Origin of the sequence: Hydrogenispora ethanolica (assembly GCF_004340685.1) — a bacterium.
GTDB lineage: Bacteria > Bacillota > UBA4882 > UBA8346 > UBA8346 > Hydrogenispora > Hydrogenispora ethanolica.
Genome location: NZ_SLUN01000060.1, coordinates 1 through 22868 on the forward strand (window position 1 = coordinate 1; position 22868 = coordinate 22868).

Consider the following 22868-nt stretch of genomic DNA (forward strand, 5'->3'; position numbering starts at 1 on the left):
AAAGCCTAGGCTACAAAGTTATTCTTGAACCGGCTGCTGCATGACTTATTTGCTTGTCAAGGTTCTAATGCTCGGGAGTATTTTCTAGATAGATAATGAATAATTAAGGCGGTCTTGATAACTTGAGGAGGTAGACGAAATTGAAAGGAAGTGCCAATATGCCGGTAGCGCCAGATAAAACCAAGCTATATCCCAACGAAAATATAAAAACGGTGTGTTATATAAAAAAACCTACCACGTAAGCCAAATGTGGAGATTGGCGATTATACGTATTATAGCGACAACAAAAACTCTCCGGAGAATTTCTATGAGCGCATCCGGCATCATTATGAGTTTCTTGGGGATAAATTAATCATTGGGAAATTCTGTGCGATTGCTGAAGGCGTAACATTTATTATGAATGGAGCAAACCACCGTATGGACGGCATTACAACGTATCCGTTCAATATTTTCGGTGGAGGCTGGGAGAAAGTTACACCTGCAGTGGAGCAGCTACCGTTTAAAGGAGATACAGTGATCGACAATGATGTATGGATTGGTCAGAATGTTACGGTTATGCCGGGGGTTAAGATTGGCGACGGTGCAATTATCGGCGCCAATGCAACCGTAACAAAAGATGTAGAGCCTTATGCAATTGTCGGCGGCAATCCGGCCAGATTGATTAAAAAGAGGTTTAGCGATGAAATGATTGAATTACTGTTAAAGCTTCAATGGTGGAATTGGAATGAGCAAAAGATATTTAATAACCTTGAGCTATTGGTTTCCGTAAATGATATTACCGCAGTTGAAAAGTTGTTGGCGAACGAAAAGTGAGGGGGTACTCAACGTTGAAAAGGGCGATATATTTAATCACTGGCGTTATGGCGTCTGGAAAGTCAACCGTTGCGGAACTGCTTGCCTCGAAAATGGAAAAGAGCGTGCATCTGCGCGGTGACGTGTTTCGCCGAATGATTGTCTCCGGACGTGCCGAAATGTCCGCACAGCCGTCCGATGAGGCTATCCGACAGTTGCACCTGCGCTATCGCCTGACCGCAGATGCGGCAAAGACCTATTATGACAACGGGTTTTCTGTCGTTTTTCAGGATAATTACTACGGTGAAGAAATTTTCCGCCTATTGGATATGTTGCAGGATTATCCCGTTCATGTAATCGTGCTCTGCCCGAATGTGGAGTCAGTCAAAAAACGTGAAAAGATGCGGGGAAAGGTCGGTTATACCGGCTTTACGGTAGAGGCTCTGTATGCGGATTTCATGAAGGAGACTCCCCGAATCGGCTTTTGGCTGGATACCTCGGAACAGTCCCCGGAACAATCAGTTGAGGATATTTTGTTACACTTTGGGGAGTAATAGGGTTGGAGGAGATATTTATATGCCCGGTAAAAGATATCGATGGAAGTATAGTTGTGGGGGGAACAGGCAAGTCTGGCGTCAGGGCTATAATAAAGATACGGTAGTTTAATTAATAAAATAACAAATAACAGGGACGGGGTTATTGCTTCTGCTAATCGGTTTTAATCGATAGCAACGATCCCGTCTCTGTGCTTTGCCTACGCATTAAGAACGTTCTTGACCAGAGTGGTCATTTGTTATATAATTACAAATGACCACTCTGGTCATTTTCGTTATTTGTGCCAAGAAGGAAATGAGGCGGTCATCATGTACTCGAAATTTTCTACTTTAGAACCGGACAAACGGGAACGGATTATCAATGCGGCTCTTAAAGAGTTTGCCCGAAACGGCTATGAAAAGGCTTCCACCAACGAGATTATCAAAGAAGCGGAAATATCCAAAGGATCATTATTCAACTATTTTAACAGTAAAAAAGAATTGTATTTGTTCTTGCTTGAATATGTGGTTGAAGTTATCGATAAAATCTACGATGAGGTAGATTGGAATGAAACCGACCTTTTTAGAAGAATGAGGGAGATAGGATTCATTAAGTTAAAAATTATGAAAAAATTCCCACAAGCATTTAATTTTCTTAAGACTGTTGCCCATGAGGACGCTGCGGAAGTGAAATCCGAAAGCGATAAAATAGGTAAGTATCTCATTGAAACCGGTCTCGAAAGAGGTTATCAAAATATCGACTGGACAAAATTCCGGGATGACATTGATCTTCAAAAAACGATCAATATTATTAATTGGACGATCCTAAGCTTTGCAGAGCAGCAAAGGGATAAAGTAAATTCCTTTGCGGATATTAGCATGGAAGAGCTCAGGGAATGGGATGATTATTTTGACATCATGAAACGTTGTTTCTATAAAAAGGAGGAACAATAAGATGTTTATTGATGTTTCAAACTTGAAGAAAAGTTACCCATCGGGCGTGGTGATAACCGAAGTTTTGAAGGGAATCGGAATGAAGCTGGAAAAGAGGGAAATCGGTGTGATCCTCGGGCCGTCAGGTTCGGGAAAATCCACCCTGATGAATATCATCGGCGGCATTGACCGCTGCGACAGCGGCCGGGTCATCGTCGACGGGATCGAGGTTAACGATTTGAACGACGACCGGCTGATCGATTACCGGCGTGAACACGTCGGTTTCGTCTTCCAGTTCTATAATCTCGTTCCGGACCTTACAGTCGGGGAAAACATTGAAGTCGTTTCCAACATCAGCAAATCCCCCCTTAACACGGATGAGGTTTTAACTGCCGTGGAAATGCGGGATAAAAAGTACCGCTTCCCCAGGGAGCTTAGCGGTGGGGAGCAGCAACGGGTCTCCATTGCCAGGGCGATTGTCAAGAATCCAAAGCTGCTGCTTTGCGACGAGCCAACCGGGGCACTTGATTATGATACCTCCCGCAGCATCTTGCGGCTCTTGCAGCAGGTAAACCAAAAATACGGTACCACCATTTTGATGATCACCCACAATGCCGCGATTGCCGCCATGGCGAACCGGGTATTTAAGCTTAGAAGCGGGGAAATCGTGGAAGAAACGGTGAATCAGACGATTGTTCCGGCGGAAAGGATTGAATGGTAATGGTGATTAATAAAAGAATCAAGCGCGTTTTCCTCGAGAACAAAGCGCAGTATCTCAGCTCCATTCTCCTGATTATTTTTTAGCTGCCTTCTGTTTACAGCCATGGTTTTGGTTGGCGCTAATTTAAAGCAGCTGACGAATGAATTTGAAAACAGATGCGTGCAGGAAGATGCCTCCTTTACAACAGAGAAAAGCATTGACAATTTACCGGAGCTTGAGTCGGCGGCAGACGCAGTGATTGAAGAGGGCAAAACTTTCGACTACACATTATCGGAAGGGAAAACACTGCGCATTTTCAGCAAGAATGACAGGGTCAATATCCCGGCCATCATTGAGGGGAAAGAATTAAGCGGCAGCGGTGATATACTGCTGAACCCGGCTTTTGCTGCCGCACATGACTATAAAATCGGCGATGTACTGACGATATTGGATAAACAGTTTACGGTTGCCGGATTTATGGCGCTGCCGAATTATATTTATCCACTGAAATCGGAAACGGACATCATGTATTCGCCACAGAACTTCGGCATCGCAGTCATAAGCCGCGAGGACTTCACTGCACTCGGTAAAGGAAGCAATTTCTATGCGGTGAAGTTTAACCATCCTGAAGAGCGCCCGCGCGCTCAGTCGGCAAAATTCATAGCGCTGCTTAAAAGCCGCGGCATTGGCATCACACAATGGACGGATATCGGCGGTAATAGTCGGGTTCGATCTGTCACAATGAAAAATGACTCCATCAATCTTAATAGTAAGGTTGTACCTACCGTGACTTTATTGTTGGCCACTATTTTACTCAGCAACGTTATTGGGCGGCTAATCAAGCGCGAATCAGTGATCGCCGGCGCATTGTATGCGTTAGGGTATAAAAGAAAGGAAATCTATCGCCATTATTTGAAATTCCCGCTTATGATCGCCGTAATCGGAGGTGTCCTTGGGACCATCCTTGGGCTATTTATCGTACGTCCCGGGCTGTTGTTTTTACTTGGTTACTTCTATATACCGCTGACTGGAATCGACTATAGCCCGACCGTAATGATCATAAGCCTTCTCCTTCCCGCTTTATTCCTTGGATTAAGCGGCTGGTTTGTGATACGGAGAGAGCTCAAACATTCGCCCGTCGAGCTGATGAAAGGGGATCAAGAAAAGAGCAAGGTCAATTTCCTGGAGCGTATGTTTAAGCTCGAAAAACTCAAATTCGCTGCCAAGTTCAAAATCCGGAAACAACTCCGCAGCTTATCCCGGCTCGCCTTGCTGCTCACCGGTTGCGCCGCGGCGACAGTGCTTCTGCTCTACGGTTTTTTCCTTAAAAGTTCTATGGATTATCTCCTTACCAGCAGCCTGAAAGGCGCGTACAATTTCCAGTACGAGTATTGGTTCAAAAGCCCGCGCACCGAACCGGCGCCGCCAGGCTCCGAACCTTTCTCGGGATCGAAATTTCTGCCGGTGGGTGAAGATAATAGAGATTTTTACGTCGTCGGTGTCCTGCCGGATTCTAAATTGTATACCCTTGTAGATGAATCCGGCGCCAGGTTGAGTATGAATCAGGTCATTTTAACGAAGCCGATTGCCGAACAACTGAAGGTAAAGCAGGGAGACACTGTAAACATCGTCCGAAAAGCGGACTATCAAGAATTTTCGCTGAAGGTCGACAGCATCGCAAATGCCTATAACAGGTTTATCTTTATGCCGCTGGCGGAGTATAACGAGAAATTCGGGATGCCGGAAGGAAGCTATACGGGGCTTGGCAGTAATAAACTGCTGGATATTCCGGAAAACCAGCCGTATGGCGTAGTGTCCATAGAAGATAAGGCCGCCGCGGTAAGGGGGTCCATGGCGCCTGTGGCGGCACTGATCGTTTTCGTTTCGGTGGTGGCGTTTATCATCGGAATGATGATCATCTATGTTGTAACCTCGATGATCATTGAAGAAAACAAGAGCACGATTTCGCTGATGAAGATTTTCGGATACCGGAAGAAAGAAGTCAATTTCTTGATTCTTAACAGCTCAACGATGGTCGTCGTGATTGGGTATGTCATTGGCATACCGCTCAGCTTTGCAGCGATGGGAGGACTGATGAAAGCACTTGAAAACAGCGTTACTTTTTCAATGCCCGTGATGATCGATCCGCTTTACATGGGGGTTGGGTTTGCTGTTGTGATGCTCTCCTATGAGTTGTCGAAGCTGCTGTGCAGGAAAAAAATCAACGCAGTTTCCATGAGCGAGGCGTTAAAAGCAGGAACGGAATAGAAAAGGTCCTCCCATTCGTCTCCGTTGAGGCCGCAGTGAAAAGGATTGCGGCCTCAAACTTGATTTATTCCCAGGCAATGAATGATCCGGATTCCGATTCCGGGTTTTTTGATTCAGTGCGCCCGGCAAAGACGATTATCAAACCAATTTCTACCCTCCCAGGAATTCCCCGGCCGCTTCCGGCAGACGATTCCGTCCCGCAGGAGCATGCGCGGCCAGGGAGAGAACTGCTGCGGCGAACCAATGAGCATGCCGGACAACTGCGCAAAGGCTACGCGACGACTGGTTGAGCTTGCGCGGCAACCGTGTGAGCATGCCCGGTAACCGGGCGATCATGCACAGTAACAGTGCGAGCTTGCACCGTAACTGTGCGAACATACTCCGTAACCGAGCGAGCATGCGCGGTTACCGTGCAAGGATCCACGGTTGCGGAGTGAGCTTGCACAGTAACTGTGTAAGGATGCACGGCAACTGAGTCAGCTTGCACCGTAACTGTGCGAACATGCACCGTAACGGAGTACGATAGCGCGCCAATGGAACGGGTATGGTGAGTGGCGGAATGAACATGGGCGGGGACTGAATGAGCAGCTTGAGCGGAGCAAGGAAAATCCGCGGGGATTGCGTGGGGAGCTTCCATCCTGAAATGAACGTTTCTTTTCCCCTTAAGAGGATTGAGCGGCCGAAGCGGACTTGGGGAAAGAGGCAGGCGAATGAATCGCCTGTCTCCCACTCGTCGCGGCGGTGTATTTTGACAGATGCCGGTGAAATACTAAGGATATATTTTTTTAGGAGGGATAAATCATGGAAAATAAGAATTGGCTAAGCCCATTCGGCAACGACTTGTGGAGCGACCGGTTTTTCAATCAGTTGGTTCCCAGAGGCATCAATGATTTCTTTAAGGGCGGCAACTTCGGACCCTCGGTCGATCTCCGGGAAACCGACCGGGAGATCATTCTGCACGCCGATATCCCGGGGGTGAATCGCGAAGACTTGGATATTACGGTCGATGAAAATGTAGTGATCCTGAAGGGCGAGATCAAAAAGGACGAAACCCGCACCGAAAAAGGGTATCATCTGTCGGAAAGGCGTTACGGAAGTTTCTACCGGACTATTCCCCTGCCGGCCGAGGTGCACTCGGAGCAGGCGACTGCCCGTTATAAAGACGGGGTGCTGGAACTCAGGATTCCCAAAATGGAAGCCACTACGAAACGGGGGTTCAAGCCCAGGATCGAAGCGGATGACCATCCGGTTCAATAAAGCGAGTCCAAGGGCAGGTTTCAAGCAGTTTTGAGGCATCCGCTCCGGGACTCCTGGGGGCTGCCGTTTCCGAGTGGGGAATCTCTTGCACTTTGGACCCGGCGGTGGTAGAATAATTAAAATATGGTAGCAATTTAATCTTGGAAGTCGATGAAAAGGAAAGTAATGACCGGGTTTCGTCTCAGAGAGCTGATGGCGGTGGGAATCAGCCGGAACCGTTCATGAATTCCGCCTTGGAGACGTTGGTGAAGAACTAAACCGCGGCACCGGTTATCGTGCGTCGAGTGAGTTAGACGCCATGTGATAAAGTCCTCAAATTCGGAAATCACTTTTTTAAAGGATTAAAAATCGACTTTATCACTTGCTTCTCTGAGCTTTTGTGTTCACCCTGGCCTTCGGACAGGGTTTATCACAACGCTTTTAGAAGCCATGGGATAAAGTCCCTTTCCAAATCTAACTAAACCGGGTGGCACCGCGGGTGGGATGACCCCTCGTCCCTGATTTTCGATCAGGACGAGGGGTTTTATTTTTTTCGCAGGATTCATGAGGCGGAGAAGGAGGAACCCAAGATGTTGGACATTCAATATATCCGGAGCCATCCGGATATCGTCAAGAAGGCCGTGGCCGACAAACTGCTGAATAGCGATATTGATCGACTGCTGGAGGTGGACCGGCGGATCCGGGAGACCACGGCCGCAGTCGACCGGCTGCGGGCCGAACGGAACAAACTCTCCCGGAATATGTCCGGAGAAGCCAGAACGGCGCGCGAGGCTGCCGGCGTCAGAGGGAGAGCCATCAAGACCAAACTGGCTGCGCTGGAAGAAGGACTCGCCGGCTTGAAACGGGAGTACGACGGCTTGATGCTGACGGTTCCGAGCATTCCCGCGCCGGAAGTGCCGCTGGGCAAGGGAGAAGCCGACAATGTGGAGATCCGCCGTTGGGGTACGTTGCCCCGTTTTGACTTTGCGCCGCGCGATCATATGGCCATCGCCGAAGGCCTCGACCTGGTGGATGTCCCCCGGGCGGTCAAGTTTGCCGGCAGCCGTTCCTATTTTCTGAAGAACGAGGGCGTACTGTTGGAGATGGCCATCTGCCGTTTCGTGCTGGATCAATTGATCGCCAAGGGTTTCACACCGGTCACGGTGCCGTTGATGGTCAAAGAGAGCGCCATGTTGGGAACGGGCTATTTCCCGCTCGGCTATGAGCAGGCGTACCGGATCCCCGAGGATGAACTGTTCCTGATCGGCACGTCGGAGGTGTCGCTGGTCTCCTACCATCGGAACGAGGTGTTGAACCTGGAGGAGCTACCGAGACGGTATGCCGGGTATTCAACCTGTTTCCGGCGGGAGGCCGGGACCTACGGCAAGGATACGCGGGGCTTATACCGGGTGCATCAGTTTCAAAAGGTCGAGCAGGTCGTCATCGGCCGGGCGGACGATGCGGAAGCGGAGCGCCTGCATTATGAGATCCTGGGCAATACCGAGGCCATCCTCCAGGCACTGGAACTTCCCTACCGGGTGGCCCTGGCCTGCACCGGAGAGATCGGCCTCGGACAGGTGCGGAAACATGAGGTGGAGACCTGGATGCCCAGCCGCAACGGCTACTGCGAGACTCACTCCTGTTCCACGCTGAATGATTTTCAAGCGCGGCGTTCCGGCATCCGGTACCGGGATGAGGATGGAACGCTGCGCTATGTTTATACCTTGAACAACACCGGGATTGCCTCGCCGCGAATCCTCATCCCGCTCCTAGAGATTTATCAGAACGAGGACGGCAGCGTGACCGTGCCCCGGGTTCTCCGGCCCTACCTGAATCAGCGGGAAAAGATTGGCCCGAAGCCGCGGTAGGAGCGGTGCTTCCGGGCTTCCGGTCACGCAGACTCTTTTGCCGGGGTGAACGATGGACGGCATCCCCGGGATCTCTCGGGGCGGCTCAAAACAATATTGACATTTCAAACAAATTATAGTATATAAAAACTAAGGTTAGCACTCAGCGTCCGAGAGTGCTAACGACGGAATATCGTATTTCGGAGAATTGCAAATGATGATCCACTCTTGGCAATCCAATTCATAGCGGCTGCGTCCGCTGATCCATTGTTTTGATTGGACAAGATTTGCAATTCTCTCACAGGACTACGCTGATGGATTTGCGTAGTTTTATTATGAAAGGAGAGGTTATCGTGGCAACCAAACAGTTTCAAGCGGAGTCGAAGCGACTGCTGGAGTTGATGATTAACTCCATCTACACCCACCGGGAGATCTTCCTGCGGGAGCTCATCTCCAATGCGAGCGACGCGATTGACAAGTTGTATTATAAAACCTTATCCGATGAATCATTAAGTTTCGACCGGGAGAAATATTACATCAAGATCGCCGCGGACAAGGACCAGCGGCTCCTGACCATCAGCGACACCGGCATCGGGATGACCGAAGCAGAACTCGAGGACAATCTGGGGGTCATCGCCAAAAGCGGTTCCCTGGCGTTCAAGAAAGAGAATGAACTGAAGGACGGCTACGATATTATCGGGCAGTTCGGCGTGGGGTTCTATTCGGCGTTTATGGTCGCGGACACGGTGACGGTGATCAGCCGGCCCTTCGGCAGCGATCAGGCCTACCGCTGGGAGTCCAAAGGGGCCGAGGGGTATGCCATCGAGCCGTGCCAGAAGGATACCGTCGGTACGGAGATTCGTCTGCTGATCAAGCAGAACACCGAGGATGAGAATTACGACGAGTATTTGGAGGAATACCGCTTAAAGAGCCTGATCAAGAAGTATTCCGACTTCATCCGCTATCCGATCAAAATGGACGTCAGCGTCAGCAAGCTCAAAGAAGGCAGCGACAAGGAGTATGAGGAGCATCGCGAGGAGCAGACCATCAACAGCATGGTCCCGATCTGGCGCAAGAACAAAAACGAGCTGACCGACGAAGACTACAACAACTTCTATTCCGAAAAACACTACGGCTTCGACAAGCCGGTCAAACATATCCATATCCGCGCCGACGGGGCGGTGAGCTATACCGCCATCCTGTTCATCCCGGAGAAGATTCCCTTCGACTACTACACCCGGGAATACGAAAAAGGCTTGGAGCTTTATTCCAACGGCGTGTTGATCATGAATAAATGCGCCGACCTGTTGCCGGACTATTTCAGCTTTGTCAAGGGCCTGGTGGACTCCGAGGATCTGTCGCTGAACATCTCCAGAGAGCTGCTCCAGCACGACCGGCAGCTCCAGCTGATCGCCAAGAATATTCGGACCAAGGTCAAGAACGAACTGCTCGATCTCTTGAAGAACCAGCGCGAGCAGTACGAGGGATTCTATCAGTCCTTCGGGAAACAGCTGAAGTTCGGAGTCTACAATGATTTCGGCGCCAATAAGGAACTGCTGCAGGATCTGCTGATGTTCTATTCGTCCAAGGAAAAGAAGCTGGTCACCCTGGATGAATACATCGCGCGGATGGCGGAGGACCAGAAGTACATCTACTACGCCACCGGCGACTCGGTGGCCCGCATCGAAAAGCTGCCCCAAACCGAACTGGTGGCGGAGAAGGGCTATGAGATCCTGTACCTGACCGAGGATGTCGACGAGTTCGCCCTCAAGATCATGAGCGCCTACAAGGAAAAAGAGTTCAAGTCGGTATCCAGCAGTGATTTGGGCATCGAGGATCAAGCCGCTGCCGATAAGGACGCGGCCGATGCCGCCCATACCGAACTCTTCGCCCGGATGAAGACGATTCTGACCGACAAGGTCAAGGACATCCGGGTCTCCAAACGGCTCAAATCCCATCCGGTCTGCCTGGCCAGCGACGGCGAGATCTCCATCGAGATGGAGAAAGTGCTGAACGCCATGCCCAACGGCCAGGGCATCAAGGCCGACAAGGTCCTGGAGATCAACCGCGACCATGAGGTCTTCAAAGCCCTGCAGGAGGCTTATGAAAAAGACCCGGCCAAACTGGACCTCTTCACCAAGCTCCTTTATAATCAAGCGCTGCTCATTGAAGGTCTGCCCATCCAGGATCCGGTGGAATTCACCAACGATATCTGCAAGTTGATGGTATAAAAGGATTTGCATCATTCTCAAAACGGGCCGCCCTCCAGGGCGGCTTTTTTATTTTCCGATACCCGCTTGACCGGGACCGCCGGATTTTCCGGGCCCCGGTCCGGAAAATCCGGCGGATCGTCCGAAATGAGTGGCGGATCGTCCGAAGGGTTGCGGGGAACTCCTGAGAGTTCCGAAAGGGTTTCCCGAGCTTTTGGAAGGAGGATGCGGCGCATTGGACAAGAGTCGCGCATACAAAGGGGAATTCTTCATTACAATATGGAAGAGCGGCGGCGTGCGACGCGCGGCGCCGGACCATTTTCCAAATCAACGTCGAGGTTTGAGAGACCGATGGGAAAAAAAGTAACCGTTCTCCTTTTTCTGCTCTTCGGATTGGCTGCTGTGTGGCTGGTGGGACAGCTCAACGCGATCCTCGGCAATATCGCCGGCCGTCCTTCGGAGCGCGGCCGGCGGCCGGCGGCGCGTTACCGGATCGCCTTGATTTACCCGGACAGCAATCCGGCTTTCTGGCGCTCGATCACCGCCGGGGCCAGGAGCGCCGCCCGGAACCAACCGGTATACGTCAATTTCATGAAGGCGGTCCACGGCCAGGAGCTTCAAATGGCCGATTATCTAAGGCTGGCCGTGGTGGCCGGTTATAACGGGATTATCGTTCCCGGCGACGACGAGCGAATCGTGCCCTTGATCCAAATGGCCTGGGACTCCGGGATCCCCACGCTGATGATCGCCTCCGATCTGCCCGACTCGCCGCGCCTGGGCTACGTGGGCGCTAATAATTACCGGGTCGGGTATGTCGCCGGGAAAAAGCTGCTGGAGGGGATGGCGCGGCGCGAGCCGCCCCGTTTTGCGATCCTGTCCCAGTTGACCGGGGCCAACATGCAGCTGTCGGTGGCGGAATCCCTGAAAGTCTTCGGGTTCCGGGAGGCCATCAGCGCCGGCGGGACCATCGTTCCGATCTGGGAGAAGTCCAATCCGACGCTGATCGATTCCTTAATCGTCGTACGCAGCCTGCTGCGGAAGTATCCCGATCTGAATGGGATCTACGCCACCTACCCCGAGGGGACGCTGGCCGCGGCGCGCGTGGCCGCGGAGCGAGACGCCGCCAAGCTCCGCATCATCGGCCACGGCGATTCCACCGCGCTCCGGACCGACATCCGGAACGGCGTCGTTCAAGCCTCGATCGTGGAGTATCCCTACCGGATGGGGAATACCGCGGTACGGGAGATGCTCCGCTATTTCCGGGAAGGCCGGGTCCATATCACCAGCAACATCCGGGTGAATCTGCTCGACCGGGCCCAGCTGTCGCGGCCCGCGCCGGGAGGGCGGCCATGAAAGAAACCGGAGCCGGCGGCTATTTCCCGATCCGCTGGAAACTCATCGCCTACTTCATCGTATTCATGCTGCTGACAGTGTTGATCGGGCTCTATGTCAATCTGGGCCTGAAGCTGTCGACCCGGTTCTTCGGGGAGATCCTCGACGAGTACAACTACCTTGAGATGCTGGGGGAAAAAGTATACGCGGTGCGGTTTTACACCGAGAATTATTTGGCCGACGACAGTTCCGCCAATCTCGAAAAATGCCTGGCCGCCGCGGCCGATCTGCGGGACCGGACCGAAAACATCGCCGTGTACCTGTCGCTTTCGGAGCATGCCGCCAAATACCATAGCTACCTCGATCTGGCCCGAAGCCTGGCCCGGTATGGCGATCTTTTTGAGAAGACGGTCGCCGCCCGGCGGACCGGCCGGCTGGAGACGACCTACGCCAATAACTATCAATTGCTGGCCAGCGCCGATCTGATCGCCAAATACCTCGCGAACCTCATCAACCGCACCGCCGTCTGGGGCAACGAACGGTTCAGCCGCTTGAACGCGCAGACCCGGCGGATTGAGTATCTCTCCTATGCCCTGGCCGTCGTCATCGGGCTGCTGAGCATCGTCTTCTGCCTCAACTTCGCCTTCGGGATCACCCGGCCCCTGGGGCAGATGGTGCAGATGGCGGAAAAGATCGGCGCCGGAAACTTCCTTGTCCGCGAAGTCGCGGTTCAATCCGGGGATGAATTGCAGACCATCGCCGGAGTCTTCAACCGGATGTCCCGCAACATCCACGACCTTTTTGAGGAAACCCAGCAAAAAGCCTTGCTCGAAGGGGAGCTAAAAGAAGCCAAAATGCGCAAACTGGAGGTGGAAAACCGGTTGCGGGAGGCGGAGATTCAAGTGTTGCAGTCTCAGGTGAATCCGCATTTTTTATACAATACGCTGAACGCCATCGCCCAGGTGGCCATCTTGGAAGAGGCCGGCGAGACCGGGGTGCTGATCAAGGCGGTCGCCCGCTTGCTCCGCTACAACCTGCGTTCCCTGGACCAGCCGGTCACGGTCTCCGCCGAGCTGGAACATATCCGGGAATACATCTATATCATGAGCGTCCGCTATGGCGAGCGGGTCGACTGCCAAGTGCACTTTCCCGACACGGTGGGGCGGTACCTGATTCCTTGCATGACGCTCCAGCCGATTCTGGAGAACGCTTATATTCACGGCGTGGCGCCATTGAACGGGCGCCGGGGGATCATCCGGATCGCGCTGACCCAGACGGACCAGCGGCTGCGGATCGAGATCGCCGACAACGGGGTGGGGATGACCGCCGAGCGGCTGGCGGCGGCCCGGAGCGAGGAAGCGCCGCGGCCGGCCGGGAACCGGAAGCCCCAGGCGCAACGGAGCGGCCTGGGCCTGGCCAATGTCCGGAAAAGGCTGGAGCTGTTTTACCGGGAGAAGAATCTTTTGACCATCACCAGCCAGCCGGGGCAGGGCACCCGGGTCGTCCTGGACCTGCCGGCGCGAGAGGAGGCAGCGCGCGATGTATCGTCTGATGATCGTCGATGACGAGCCGATTGTGCTAAAGGCGATTTCGCATGTGGTGGAGACATCCTGCCAGGAGATGGAGATCGTCGGCAGGACCGGCAGCGGCATGGAAGCGGTCGCCCTGGCCCTGCGCGAAAAGCCGGACATTCTGATGATCGATATCGAGCTGACCGGGCTGAACGGCCTGGATGCCGCCGCGGAGATCAAAAAAGCGCTCCCCGACCTGCTGATCGTGATCATCTCGGCCTACGACAATTTCCAATACGCCAAGCAGGGCATCACGTTGGGAGTCATGGACTACCTGCTGAAGCCGGTGGCCCGGGACGATATCATCGCGATCCTGGGGGCGGCGGCGCGGCGTTTGGAGGAGCAGCGGAGCAAGGCCCGGGAACAATTGGAGTTGAAAGACAGGCTGAGTAAAATGAAGCCGTTTTTGGAGGAAGACCTGTTCTTTACGCTGCTTTATCCGGGGACCGGCCGGCATTCGCTCGGGGACTATCCCCAGTTGCTCGATCTGCACTTCGCCCACGGTCAGGCGATCGAAGTCTCCGGGCCGGACAGCGGCCGGCTGACGGAAGGTTTTGAACGCTATAAACAGCTGATTCGAAACCAGCTGGCCGGTGTCAGAAACCTCTTGTTCGGACCGGTAATCGGCCGCACTTCGTTGCTGCTCCTGGGCTACGACAATCTTCCCCCAGACCCGCCGTCCCAGTGGCGCCAGATTCAGCAGCGGTTCCAAAGCGAGCTGGATTTCTCCGCCACCATCATTTTGGGCAGGATCCTGCCGGGTTTCGACGGCATGGTCCAATCCTTTCAGGAATTGCGCCGTTTGGCCTGGCAACACGACTCCCGGCCCGGCGGCGTGTACCGTATCGAGGAATTGCCCCCCTCGGGCCGTCAGGAATTGAGCGTTTTGTACCAGGATGAACAGGAGTTCTTCGAAGCCATGAAACAAGGCCAGGGCGAACTGGCGCAACTGATCTTCGGCGATCTCCACCGGCTGGCCACGGCCGTGCTCGGGAGCGATCTGCCGTCGCTCAAGGATTATTTCCGGGGAATCATCGCCGTCCTGCGGTGGATCTTCTATGAAAACGCGCCGGCCGGGGCCAAGCAGTGCTGGGACGGCCAGGAAGCGTTGCGGCAGATCAATCGCAGCGGCGCTCCAGCCGAGATCGGCGTGGTCTTCGACGGCATCATCCGGGAATTGACCCATTTGATCGCGGGCGGAGCCTTTCCGGAGAAAAATCCGGAGATCCGGGCGGCGGTCGCTTTTATGGAGCAAAACTACCACCGCGACCTGACGCTGCCGGACATCGCGGCGGCGGTGGCCATCAGCCCGGGCTATCTGACCAAGCTGTTCAAAGAGTACCGCAATCAGACGGTTATGGATCTGCTGGAACGGATCCGGATCGAACAGGGCCTGAAACTCTTGAAGGAAACCGCGCTTTCCATCAAGGAGATCGCCGGCCGGGTCGGTTATCGCGATCCCAATTATTTCAGTAAGGTCTTTAAGAAAGTGACCAACGCTTCGCCCACGGAAATCCGGCACGAACAGACGGAGGCCCGGAGTTGACCAGGTTCTTGAAAGAACATTGGCTTTTGGTGCTGGCCGTTTTTTTGTTGTTTTTGATGTCGGTGCCGCTCTGCTACTTCAGCGTCTTCTCCGCGAGGCTCGACCCGCGGTCCGCCGAGTTCGGCCTTTTTGCCGAACCGGAGGGGGCGCCGCGGATCGGAATCTGCCTGAATGACCTGGCGGAACTCCGCTGGACCGTCGAGCGGGCCGTCTGGTCCGGCGCAGCCCGGGAACGGCGGATCCCGATCCAGATCCGCATCGCCCACCATTCCCTGGAACGGCAGATCCGCCAGATTCGCTATTATATGGCCCAAAGAGTCCGGGTTCTGATCTTGGTTCCGGTGAGCCGCGACGGATTGCGGGCTGTTCTACAGGAAGCTTCGGGACGGGGAATGAAGATCCTTCTCTACGACGAGCTCACCCTGGGACCGGCCGACTTCTACTACGGCATCGACTACCACGCGCTGGGCAGGGAACAGGCGGCAGCGGTCGTGGCCGCGGCCGGGCCTGGAAATTATCTGCTGTTTCGCGGTCCGGCCGACAGCGAGAAGGCGGATTGGCTCGCCGGGGGGCAGCTGGAGGCGCTCCGTCAGGCGGAGCGGCAACCGGTGCGCTTGCAATCCACGGTCGAATTGCCCCGCTGGTCGGCGGAGCAAGCGGCGATAAAGGCCCGGAGCCTTTTGATTCACCAGAAAATCCGGGCGATTCTGACCCCGTCCGACCTGATCGCCGAGGAGATCGGCCGGACGCTGGCGGGCCAGCAACCGCCCTATTCTTTCCTGGCCGGCCTCGGCGCGGAGCCGGCGCTCCGGGAGCGGATCAAGGCGGGCGGGCGGGCGCTCACGTTGCAGGTGGATTATGCGCAATTGGCCCGGGCCGCCTTTGACGGCGCCCGGCAGCTGCTCGACGGCGGCGTCCCGGCGAAAAACGCCGCGGTCGGACTTGACTCGGCCCGGCTCCCCGCCTGGTTGCTGCGGAATTTTACCGTGGTGTCGAGATAGATAAGTTGAATTAAATATCTGTTATGCATCATGTCCCGTAAGCCTTCCATGATGGATAAATTAAGGAATTTAATTCAACTTATTACCGCTGAAATAGGATGAAATAAATTCCGCTTTAATTCCATTTGCATTCGGCCTTAGGATGCAAATCTTAGTACTCAACTTTCGCAGATCAAATATACCAGTAAACCCTCGAAATGATAAGGTATAGCATCATATCAACAGGTATCTTGACATATTAAAAACAAGTAACTGAGCTTCCATGTGAAAAAAGAAAGCAATAATTTAAGCAACTGAAAGCCGATGGGGACTATTCCAGCCCCCACACCCCCAGGACCAAAGGGTGTAGTGGGACACCCTTTGGAAACCGCCCACTTGGAACCGAGGTTCCAAGGCCTCCTCATTCATCCGGGGTTCTAGCATGCCGCCGCCATCCCTGGTATTCTGTCTGGCAACCAAGAGTAGGCTTCCGCTGACGACCGCAGGTTTTTCATCCACGAAAATATGCGTCGTCCGCCTTCATCCTTGAAGGCGGGTGCTATTGCGAAAGAAAAAGGTTCGATCGATATTTGAGTTTGATAAGAAAAACCAAAAAACGAATAGCACCCGTCTCCATGGAGGGAGACGGCGCCGCTTCTTTTCCAATGCAACGACATTATTCCTCTAGTATAGATGATTTGCGAAAATAACGAACGCTTTACCGTTTTTTCGCAAATCATGTGATTTACGATAATGTCGTTGCATAGAGGATGAAAAACAGCGGTCGGGAACGGAAGCCATAACTTGGTTGCCAGACAGAAGGCCAGGGATGGCGAAGACGTTCTAGAACCGGGATGAATGAGGGAGGTTTGGAAGCCGTAGGTTCCAACGGTTTTTTGGTTACTTTTTTGCCTCAGACCCAGGAAGGGTTAAAGGCGCGGAGGCCAAGGATGGCCGGGAGCGCCGCCAAAAAAGTAACCCGCCGCCGGAACCGTGGGCCAAAATAACAAGCATCCAAAAATTCTTCCCTCTGTATTCCATATCCGATCTGCTTTTAGGCTGTTTGTCAAGGTATCTTTCTGTTTTTCTTTTCATGCTTTTGTATCCACGGCTTCGACTACTTTTTTCTCTGCGAAAGTTGAGTTAGTACAGAAATTTATTTCATCCTATATAGATGTGACTGTAAAATCCGAACATCAAATTTTACTGATTGTTCAAATGATCTTCACCGGAAGATCATTTTTTATAGGGAGAGAACGGTTAATTCCAGAGGCGAATCGGGCCGTTTCGCGAAATTGTAGGTAGCAAACCCGCCCTGAGCTGCACTGGGGGCTGGTTGTAGCGAAAATATTTACGGAAGAAAAATGAGGAGGAGTTTGTCGTGAAGAAATCCGTTATCACAGTGATCGCAGCAGCCGTCGTGCTGGTCGTCCTGTTGATGGCGACCTTCGGTCAGGCCGCGTCGAAAGTGGCCACCATCGGCTGCGCCATCTACAAGTTCGACGACACCTTTATGAGCGGCGTGCGCAGCGCGATCATGAACGCTGCCGGCAAAAAAGCCAAAGTAGAGATCGTCGACAGCCAGAATTCCCAGCCGACCCAGAATGATAAGGTCGACCTGTTCATCACCAAACGCGTCAACGCTTTGGCCATCAATCCGGTGGATCGCACCGCGGCCGGCGTGATTATCGACAAAGCCAAACGGGCCAATATCCCGGTGGTATTCTTGAATCGCGAACCGTTGCCCGAGGATATGAAGAAGTGGAACAAAGTCTATTATGTGGGCGCCAAGGCCGAACAGTCCGGCCAGATGGAAGGGCAGCTCGTCGTGGATTACTGGAAGTCTCATCCCCAAGCCGATAAGAACAAGGACGGCGTTATCCAGTACGTGATGTTAAAAGGCGAACCCGGCCATCAAGACGCCGAGTTGCGCACCAAGTATTCGATCAAGGCGATCGAAGACGCCGGACTGAAGGTGCAAAAACTGGCTGAAGACACCGCCATGTGGGATCGGGTCAAAGGCCAGGAGAAGATGGCCGCTTTCCTCGCCGCCCATGGCGATAAGATTGAAGTGGTCCTCGCCAACAATGACGACATGGCGCTCGGCGCGATCGAGGCATTAAAAGCGGCCGGTTACTTCAAAGGCGGCAAATATATGCCGGTCGTCGGCGTGGACGCCACCGCTCCGGCTCTGAAAGCGCTGGAGGAAGGAACCTTGCTGGGCACCGTCTTAAATGACGCTAAGAATCAAGGCAAAGCCACCTTCAACCTCGCCAATGTTCTGGCGCAAGGCAAGACGCCGAGCAAAGCCAATATGGGCTATACCATTTCCGACAGCAAGTATGTCTGGATTGATTACCAGAAGATCACCAAAGCCAATATCCAAGACGCAAAGTAACGAAAACAGACAGTTTCTCAAACGATCATCCGGGATGTCAGAAAGCAGGGGAGCGGATCGTGCTGAAAAGCTCCCTTGCTTTTTAAATATTGTGTACGAGCCAGGACTTGAAGGCACCGGTTCAATGGTTGTCTTTTTTTGAGAGAGCGGGAGGCGTTACCATGAAAGACAGTCCGTTTCTGCTTGAATTGAATCATCTTTCCAAGGAATTCCCCGGCGTCAAGGCCCTCGACGACGTCACCCTCAAGGTGCGTCCCGGCACGGTCCATGCCTTAATGGGCGAAAACGGCGCCGGCAAATCGACCCTGATGAAATGCCTCTTTGGCATGTATACGCCCGACGCCGGCGCGATCCTTTTGAATGGCCGGCGGATGGAACTGCATGAACCCAAAGATGCTTTGGAAAACGGAATCACCATGATTCACCAGGAGTTGCATCCGGTACCGCACCGCAATGTAATGGAAAATATGTGGCTGGGCCGTTTTCCCGTGAAAAAGATCGGCCCCTTGACATTCGTCGATCACTCGAAGATGTACCGGGATACGCAAGCGATTTTCAAGAGTCTGGAGATGGCGATCGATCCTTTGACGATCGTGGGTTCACTTTCAGTCTCCAAAGTGCAGTCGATCGAGATTGCCAAAGCGGTCTCGTTTGACGCCAAAGTCATCATCATGGACGAACCGACTTCTTCCTTGACCGAGAACGAAGTGGAACATCTGTTCCGGATTATTCGCGAATTAAAGAGCCGCGGCGTCGCGGTTATCTATATTTCCCACAAGATGGAGGAGATCCTGCGGATTTCCGACGAAGTGACTATCATGCGCGACGGAAAGACCGTCGGGACCTGGCCCGCGGCTGAACTGACCACCGACCTGATCATCGCCCGGATGGTCGGCCGCGATCTGACCCAACGTTTCCCGGAGCGGCACAACACCCCCGGCGATGTGCTGCTGAAAGTGGAAGGCTTGAGTTCCCCGTTTCCCAAGTCATTCCGGGATATTTCTTTCGAGTTGCGGCAGGGGGAGATCCTGGGCCTGGGCGGCTTGGTCGGAGCGCAACGGACTGAGCTGATGGAGGCCTTATTCGGGTTGCGGGCGATCGCGGCGGGAAGCATCCGGCTGAACGGCCGGCCGATTACGGTCCGATCCGCCGAGGAAGCGATCCGCCATAAAATGGCCCTGCTCACCGAGGAACGCCGGGCCACCGGGATCTTTCCGGTGCTCTCGGTCCAGGAGAATGCGCTCATTGCCAATCAGGGCCGTTATGTGAAACATTTCCTGTTGGATGAGAAGCGCCGCGCCGCGGATGCCGCAAGCAGCATCAAGCAGTTGCAGGTGAAAACGCCTTCCCTGCAGACCCTGATCAAAGATCTTTCCGGCGGCAACCAGCAAAAAGTGCTGTTGGCCCGCTGGCTGCTGACGGAGCCCGACATCTTGTTGCTGGATGAACCGACCCGCGGCATCGACGTCGGCGCCAAATTCGAGATTTACACGCTCATCGCCGAGTTGGCCCGCCAGGGAAAGGGCATTATCATGATCTCTTCCGAAATGCCGGAGCTTTTGGGTATGTCCGACCGGATCGCGGTCATGTGCGAGGGGCGGCTCTCCGGCATTGTTGACGCCAAACAGACTTCGCAGGAAGAGATTATGCGTTTGGCGACACAGTTTATGGCCCAATCAAAGGAGGAGCGAAGCGATGAATTTTAAGAAGATCTCCGGCTTCATCTATCAGAATGCCATTTATTTCGTATTGCTGGCGCTGGTCGTGGCGATGACCCTGGTCGATCCGCGGTTTCTCTCGTTGACCACGTTGCGGGACATCTTGCTCCAGTCATCGACGCGGATGATCATCGCGCTCGGCGCGGTCTTCGCCATCCTGACCGCCGGCGCAGACCTCTCGGCCGGCCGGATGGTCGGCCTGGCGGCGGTGATTTCGGCTTCGATGTTGCAGGCCCCCGATTATTTGCGGCTGTTCTTCCCGGGCTTGCCGCAATTGCCGCTGTTCATCCCGATTCTTATTGCCATCGCGGCTTGTACGCTGTTCGGGGCCATTAACGGTTCGGTCATCGCCCGGTTCGGCGTGCCGCCGTTCATCGCCACCCTGGGATCGATGGTCGTGATCTATGGTTTTACCTCGATTTATTTTGACTTGCCGCCGAACCAATCCCAACCCATCGGCGGGCTGCGGAGTGACTTTACCGAGCTCGGCACGGGCGCGATCGGCATCGGCCCTTACTCCATTCCGTATATCGTGATCATCGCCGCGGTCGTGACCTTCCTGATGTGGGTTCTCCTGAATAAGACCCGTTTCGGTAAGAACACCTATGCCATCGGCGGGAATGTCAACGCCGCCAAAGTTTCGGGGATCAATGTCGGCCGCACCACCATCTGGATGTATACCATCGCCGGCGCCCTCTACGGCCTGGCCGGCGTCTTGGAAGCAGCCCGCACCGGCGGCGCCACCAACAACTACGGGAACGGCTATGAATTGGACGCCATCGCCGCCTGCGTGGTCGGCGGGGTATCCACCACCGGAGGCATCGGTAGTGTCCAGGGCATTGTCGCCGGCGTGCTTATTTTCAGTGTCATCAATTACGGTCTCACCTTTATCGGCCTTAACCCTTATTGGCAGATGATCATCAAAGGCTTGATTATCGTCAGCGCAGTAGCGGTGGATATCCGGAAATATATCAGCAAAAGATAACCGGGTCCATCGAGGAGAGCGAACCGGCATCGTTTCGAATCAACCGTCTGCAATCAGGCGGTTGATTTTTTGTAAGCCATGAATTCCGGCAAAGTGGGCAGAATGATCTCGGAAACGGAATGTAAGAGGAGCGCGGGTCAATGGCGCAGGTCCCCTGGAAGCGGCTTGGATTTTTAGTCGCCGCTTTACTGTTCGTCACCGGCATTGCGGTCGCCGCAACCATCTCCCAAGTGGAGATCTTCAGTTGGTGGACGGGCGTCGGCGAAGAAGAAGGATTGCAGGCGCTCATCAAAGTCTTCCAGCGGCGCGCTCCGGGGATTGCCATTACCAACGCCACGGTGGCCGGCGGCGGCGGGATTAATGCCAAGGCGGTGTTGCAGAGCCGGATGGTGGGGGAGACTCCGCCGGACTCTTTTCAAGTTCATGGCGGAGCGGAACTAATCCATTCCTATGTCAAAACGGGGATGATGGAGCCGGTCACTTCTTTGCTTGAACAGTGGGGCATCCGGAAACGGTTTAATCCGAAGATTATGGAATTATGCAGTTATGGCGGGGAGATTTACTCAATCCCGCTCAATGTGCACCGCGGCAATGTGCTCTGGTACAACCGGGCGCTGCTGTCGAAGCACCAGATCCGGCCGCCCGATTCGTTGGACAGCTTATTCAAGGCCTGCGCGACGCTGAAGAAGGCGGGAGTCATTCCACTGGCATTGGGCGACCGGAACAAGTGGGAAGCCACCCATCTTTTTGAAACGCTGTTGGCCATGACCCTGGGCCCCGCCCGCTATAACGGGTTATGGAACGGTACGACGCCGTTTGATGATCCGGGATTGCGGACCAGTTTGGAGCGGTTCAAGCAATTGACGCGCTATGCCAATCCGAACCACGCCGCCCTGACCTGGCAGGATGCCATACGTATGGTGTATGAAGGGAAAGCTGCTTTCAATGTGATGGGCGATTGGGCCGAAGGCTATTTCAAGACCCTGGGTTGGCAACCGGGCAAGGAATTCGGCTGGACCGCCTTATGCGGACCGGGCGGCAATTTTATGGTGATCACGGACACCTTCGGACTGCCGAAAGGAGCGCCCCACCGCAGCGGGGCCGTGGCCTGGCTGAAGCTGATCGCTTCCCTCGAAGGCCAGGACACCTTCAATCCGATCAAGGGCGCGATCCCTTCCCGGTTGGACGCGAACCGGGCGCGCTACGACGTTTATCTGCGGAAGTCCATGGATGATTTTGCGAGATTGACCTTAACCCCTTCCATCGCCCACGGTTCGGCGGCCTCCCAAGTCTTCTCCGGAGCGCTGGATGATCTTCTGGGAAGCTATCTCGCGGATGGCGATACCGACCGCGCCGTCAAGAACATTCAACTGGCCGCCCGGCTTTACTTGAAATGATTTGCGGCCGCAAAATCATTCCGTTTCCTGCATGAGAGAGCGCCGGTTGCGGAGAATAAAGTAAATCGGAGTATCCGCTTCGCTGCGCTCGTTCTCTGACTGTCTCCGGTTTGCGCCGCACTGCCCGACTTATCCACAGCCAAAACCGTTAACCACGTTAAACGGATCCGTTTATCCACAAAACCAGCTCGCTGATGATTATAAAGTTAGATCCGCAAGAAAGTACGTAAGCATGATAGGGATTCGATCTAGCCTTCCTCCTCTCTCTTGGCTCTCCCCGAATCGGGGAGAGTAACCACCATTCTCCGCAGCCCAAAGGCTTTTGGACTGGGCTTCCCCCGAGAAACTAGACACCAAGTTAAGCACTTTTTCTTCGATTTTCGAAGTATTCCGGGGTCATGCTACCAATTGAAGAATGACGG

General features: G+C 53.9%; 15 protein-coding genes and 1 pseudogene. All 16 read left to right on the forward strand.

Annotated elements, in window-relative coordinates; translation table 11 throughout:
* Positions 1-158 precede the first annotated feature (158 nt).
* The 16 genes and pseudogenes from EDC14_RS25535 (at position 159) to EDC14_RS25610 (ending at position 22446) form a co-directional block, all read left to right on the forward strand.
* Positions 159-813: pseudogene (locus tag EDC14_RS25535) on the forward strand (Vat family streptogramin A O-acetyltransferase).
* A gap of 14 nt (positions 814-827) precedes the next feature.
* Positions 828-1346 (forward strand): AAA family ATPase, encoded by a 519-nt coding sequence (locus tag EDC14_RS25540; RefSeq protein ID WP_132017915.1) that lies wholly within the window; start codon positions 828-830, stop codon positions 1344-1346.
* Positions 1347-1655: 309 nt separating this feature from the next.
* Positions 1656-2279, forward strand: coding sequence for a TetR/AcrR family transcriptional regulator (locus EDC14_RS25545; protein ID WP_132017918.1), 624 nt, complete (start codon positions 1656-1658; stop codon positions 2277-2279).
* A gap of 1 nt (position 2280) precedes the next feature.
* Entirely contained in the window at positions 2281-2979 is a 699-nt protein-coding gene (locus EDC14_RS25550) for an ABC transporter ATP-binding protein (RefSeq protein ID WP_132017921.1), read from the forward strand.
* A 102-nt stretch (positions 2980-3081) separates the two neighbouring features.
* A complete protein-coding gene (locus EDC14_RS25555; RefSeq protein ID WP_132017924.1) occupies positions 3082-5226 on the forward strand; it encodes an ABC transporter permease in 2145 nt (714 codons plus the stop codon).
* Between the two features lie 801 nt (positions 5227-6027).
* Positions 6028-6483 (forward strand): Hsp20/alpha crystallin family protein, encoded by a 456-nt coding sequence (locus EDC14_RS25560; RefSeq protein WP_132017927.1) that lies wholly within the window; start codon positions 6028-6030, stop codon positions 6481-6483.
* A gap of 569 nt (positions 6484-7052) precedes the next feature.
* On the forward strand, positions 7053-8330 hold the full coding sequence (serS, locus tag EDC14_RS25565; protein ID WP_132017930.1) for a serine--tRNA ligase: 1278 nt from the start codon (positions 7053-7055) through the stop codon (positions 8328-8330).
* Positions 8331-8662: 332 nt separating this feature from the next.
* Positions 8663-10540 carry a molecular chaperone HtpG gene (gene htpG / locus EDC14_RS25570; protein WP_132017933.1) on the forward strand — a complete coding sequence of 626 codons (1878 nt, stop codon included), beginning with the start codon at positions 8663-8665 and terminating at the stop codon, positions 10538-10540.
* Positions 10541-10870: 330 nt separating this feature from the next.
* A complete protein-coding gene (locus tag EDC14_RS25575) occupies positions 10871-11872 on the forward strand; it encodes a substrate-binding domain-containing protein (RefSeq protein ID WP_165908328.1) in 1002 nt (333 codons plus the stop codon).
* Entirely contained in the window at positions 11869-13416 is a 1548-nt protein-coding gene (locus EDC14_RS25580) for a sensor histidine kinase (protein WP_132017939.1), read from the forward strand. The genes EDC14_RS25575 and EDC14_RS25580 overlap by 4 nt, the downstream gene beginning before the upstream one ends.
* Positions 13391-14968: a response regulator gene (locus tag EDC14_RS25585; RefSeq protein ID WP_132017942.1), complete on the forward strand. Its 1578-nt coding sequence runs from the start codon at positions 13391-13393 to the stop codon at positions 14966-14968. Before EDC14_RS25580 ends, EDC14_RS25585 begins: the two co-directional genes overlap by 26 nt.
* Complete coding sequence (locus EDC14_RS25590; protein ID WP_132017945.1) at positions 14965-15969, forward strand: substrate-binding domain-containing protein; 1005 nt, start codon at positions 14965-14967, stop codon at positions 15967-15969. The genes EDC14_RS25585 and EDC14_RS25590 overlap by 4 nt, the downstream gene beginning before the upstream one ends.
* A gap of 1417 nt (positions 15970-17386) precedes the next feature.
* On the forward strand, positions 17387-18346 hold the full coding sequence (locus EDC14_RS25595) for a galactose ABC transporter substrate-binding protein (protein ID WP_243663120.1): 960 nt from the start codon (positions 17387-17389) through the stop codon (positions 18344-18346).
* A gap of 161 nt (positions 18347-18507) precedes the next feature.
* Positions 18508-20052: a sugar ABC transporter ATP-binding protein gene (locus tag EDC14_RS25600; protein ID WP_132017950.1), complete on the forward strand. Its 1545-nt coding sequence runs from the start codon at positions 18508-18510 to the stop codon at positions 20050-20052.
* On the forward strand, positions 20042-21049 hold the full coding sequence (mglC, locus tag EDC14_RS25605) for a galactose/methyl galactoside ABC transporter permease MglC (protein ID WP_132017952.1): 1008 nt from the start codon (positions 20042-20044) through the stop codon (positions 21047-21049). The genes EDC14_RS25600 and mglC overlap by 11 nt, the downstream gene beginning before the upstream one ends.
* 140 nt (positions 21050-21189) lie before the next feature.
* Positions 21190-22446: an ABC transporter substrate-binding protein gene (locus EDC14_RS25610; RefSeq protein ID WP_132017954.1), complete on the forward strand. Its 1257-nt coding sequence runs from the start codon at positions 21190-21192 to the stop codon at positions 22444-22446.
* Positions 22447-22868: the final 422 nt, after the last annotated feature.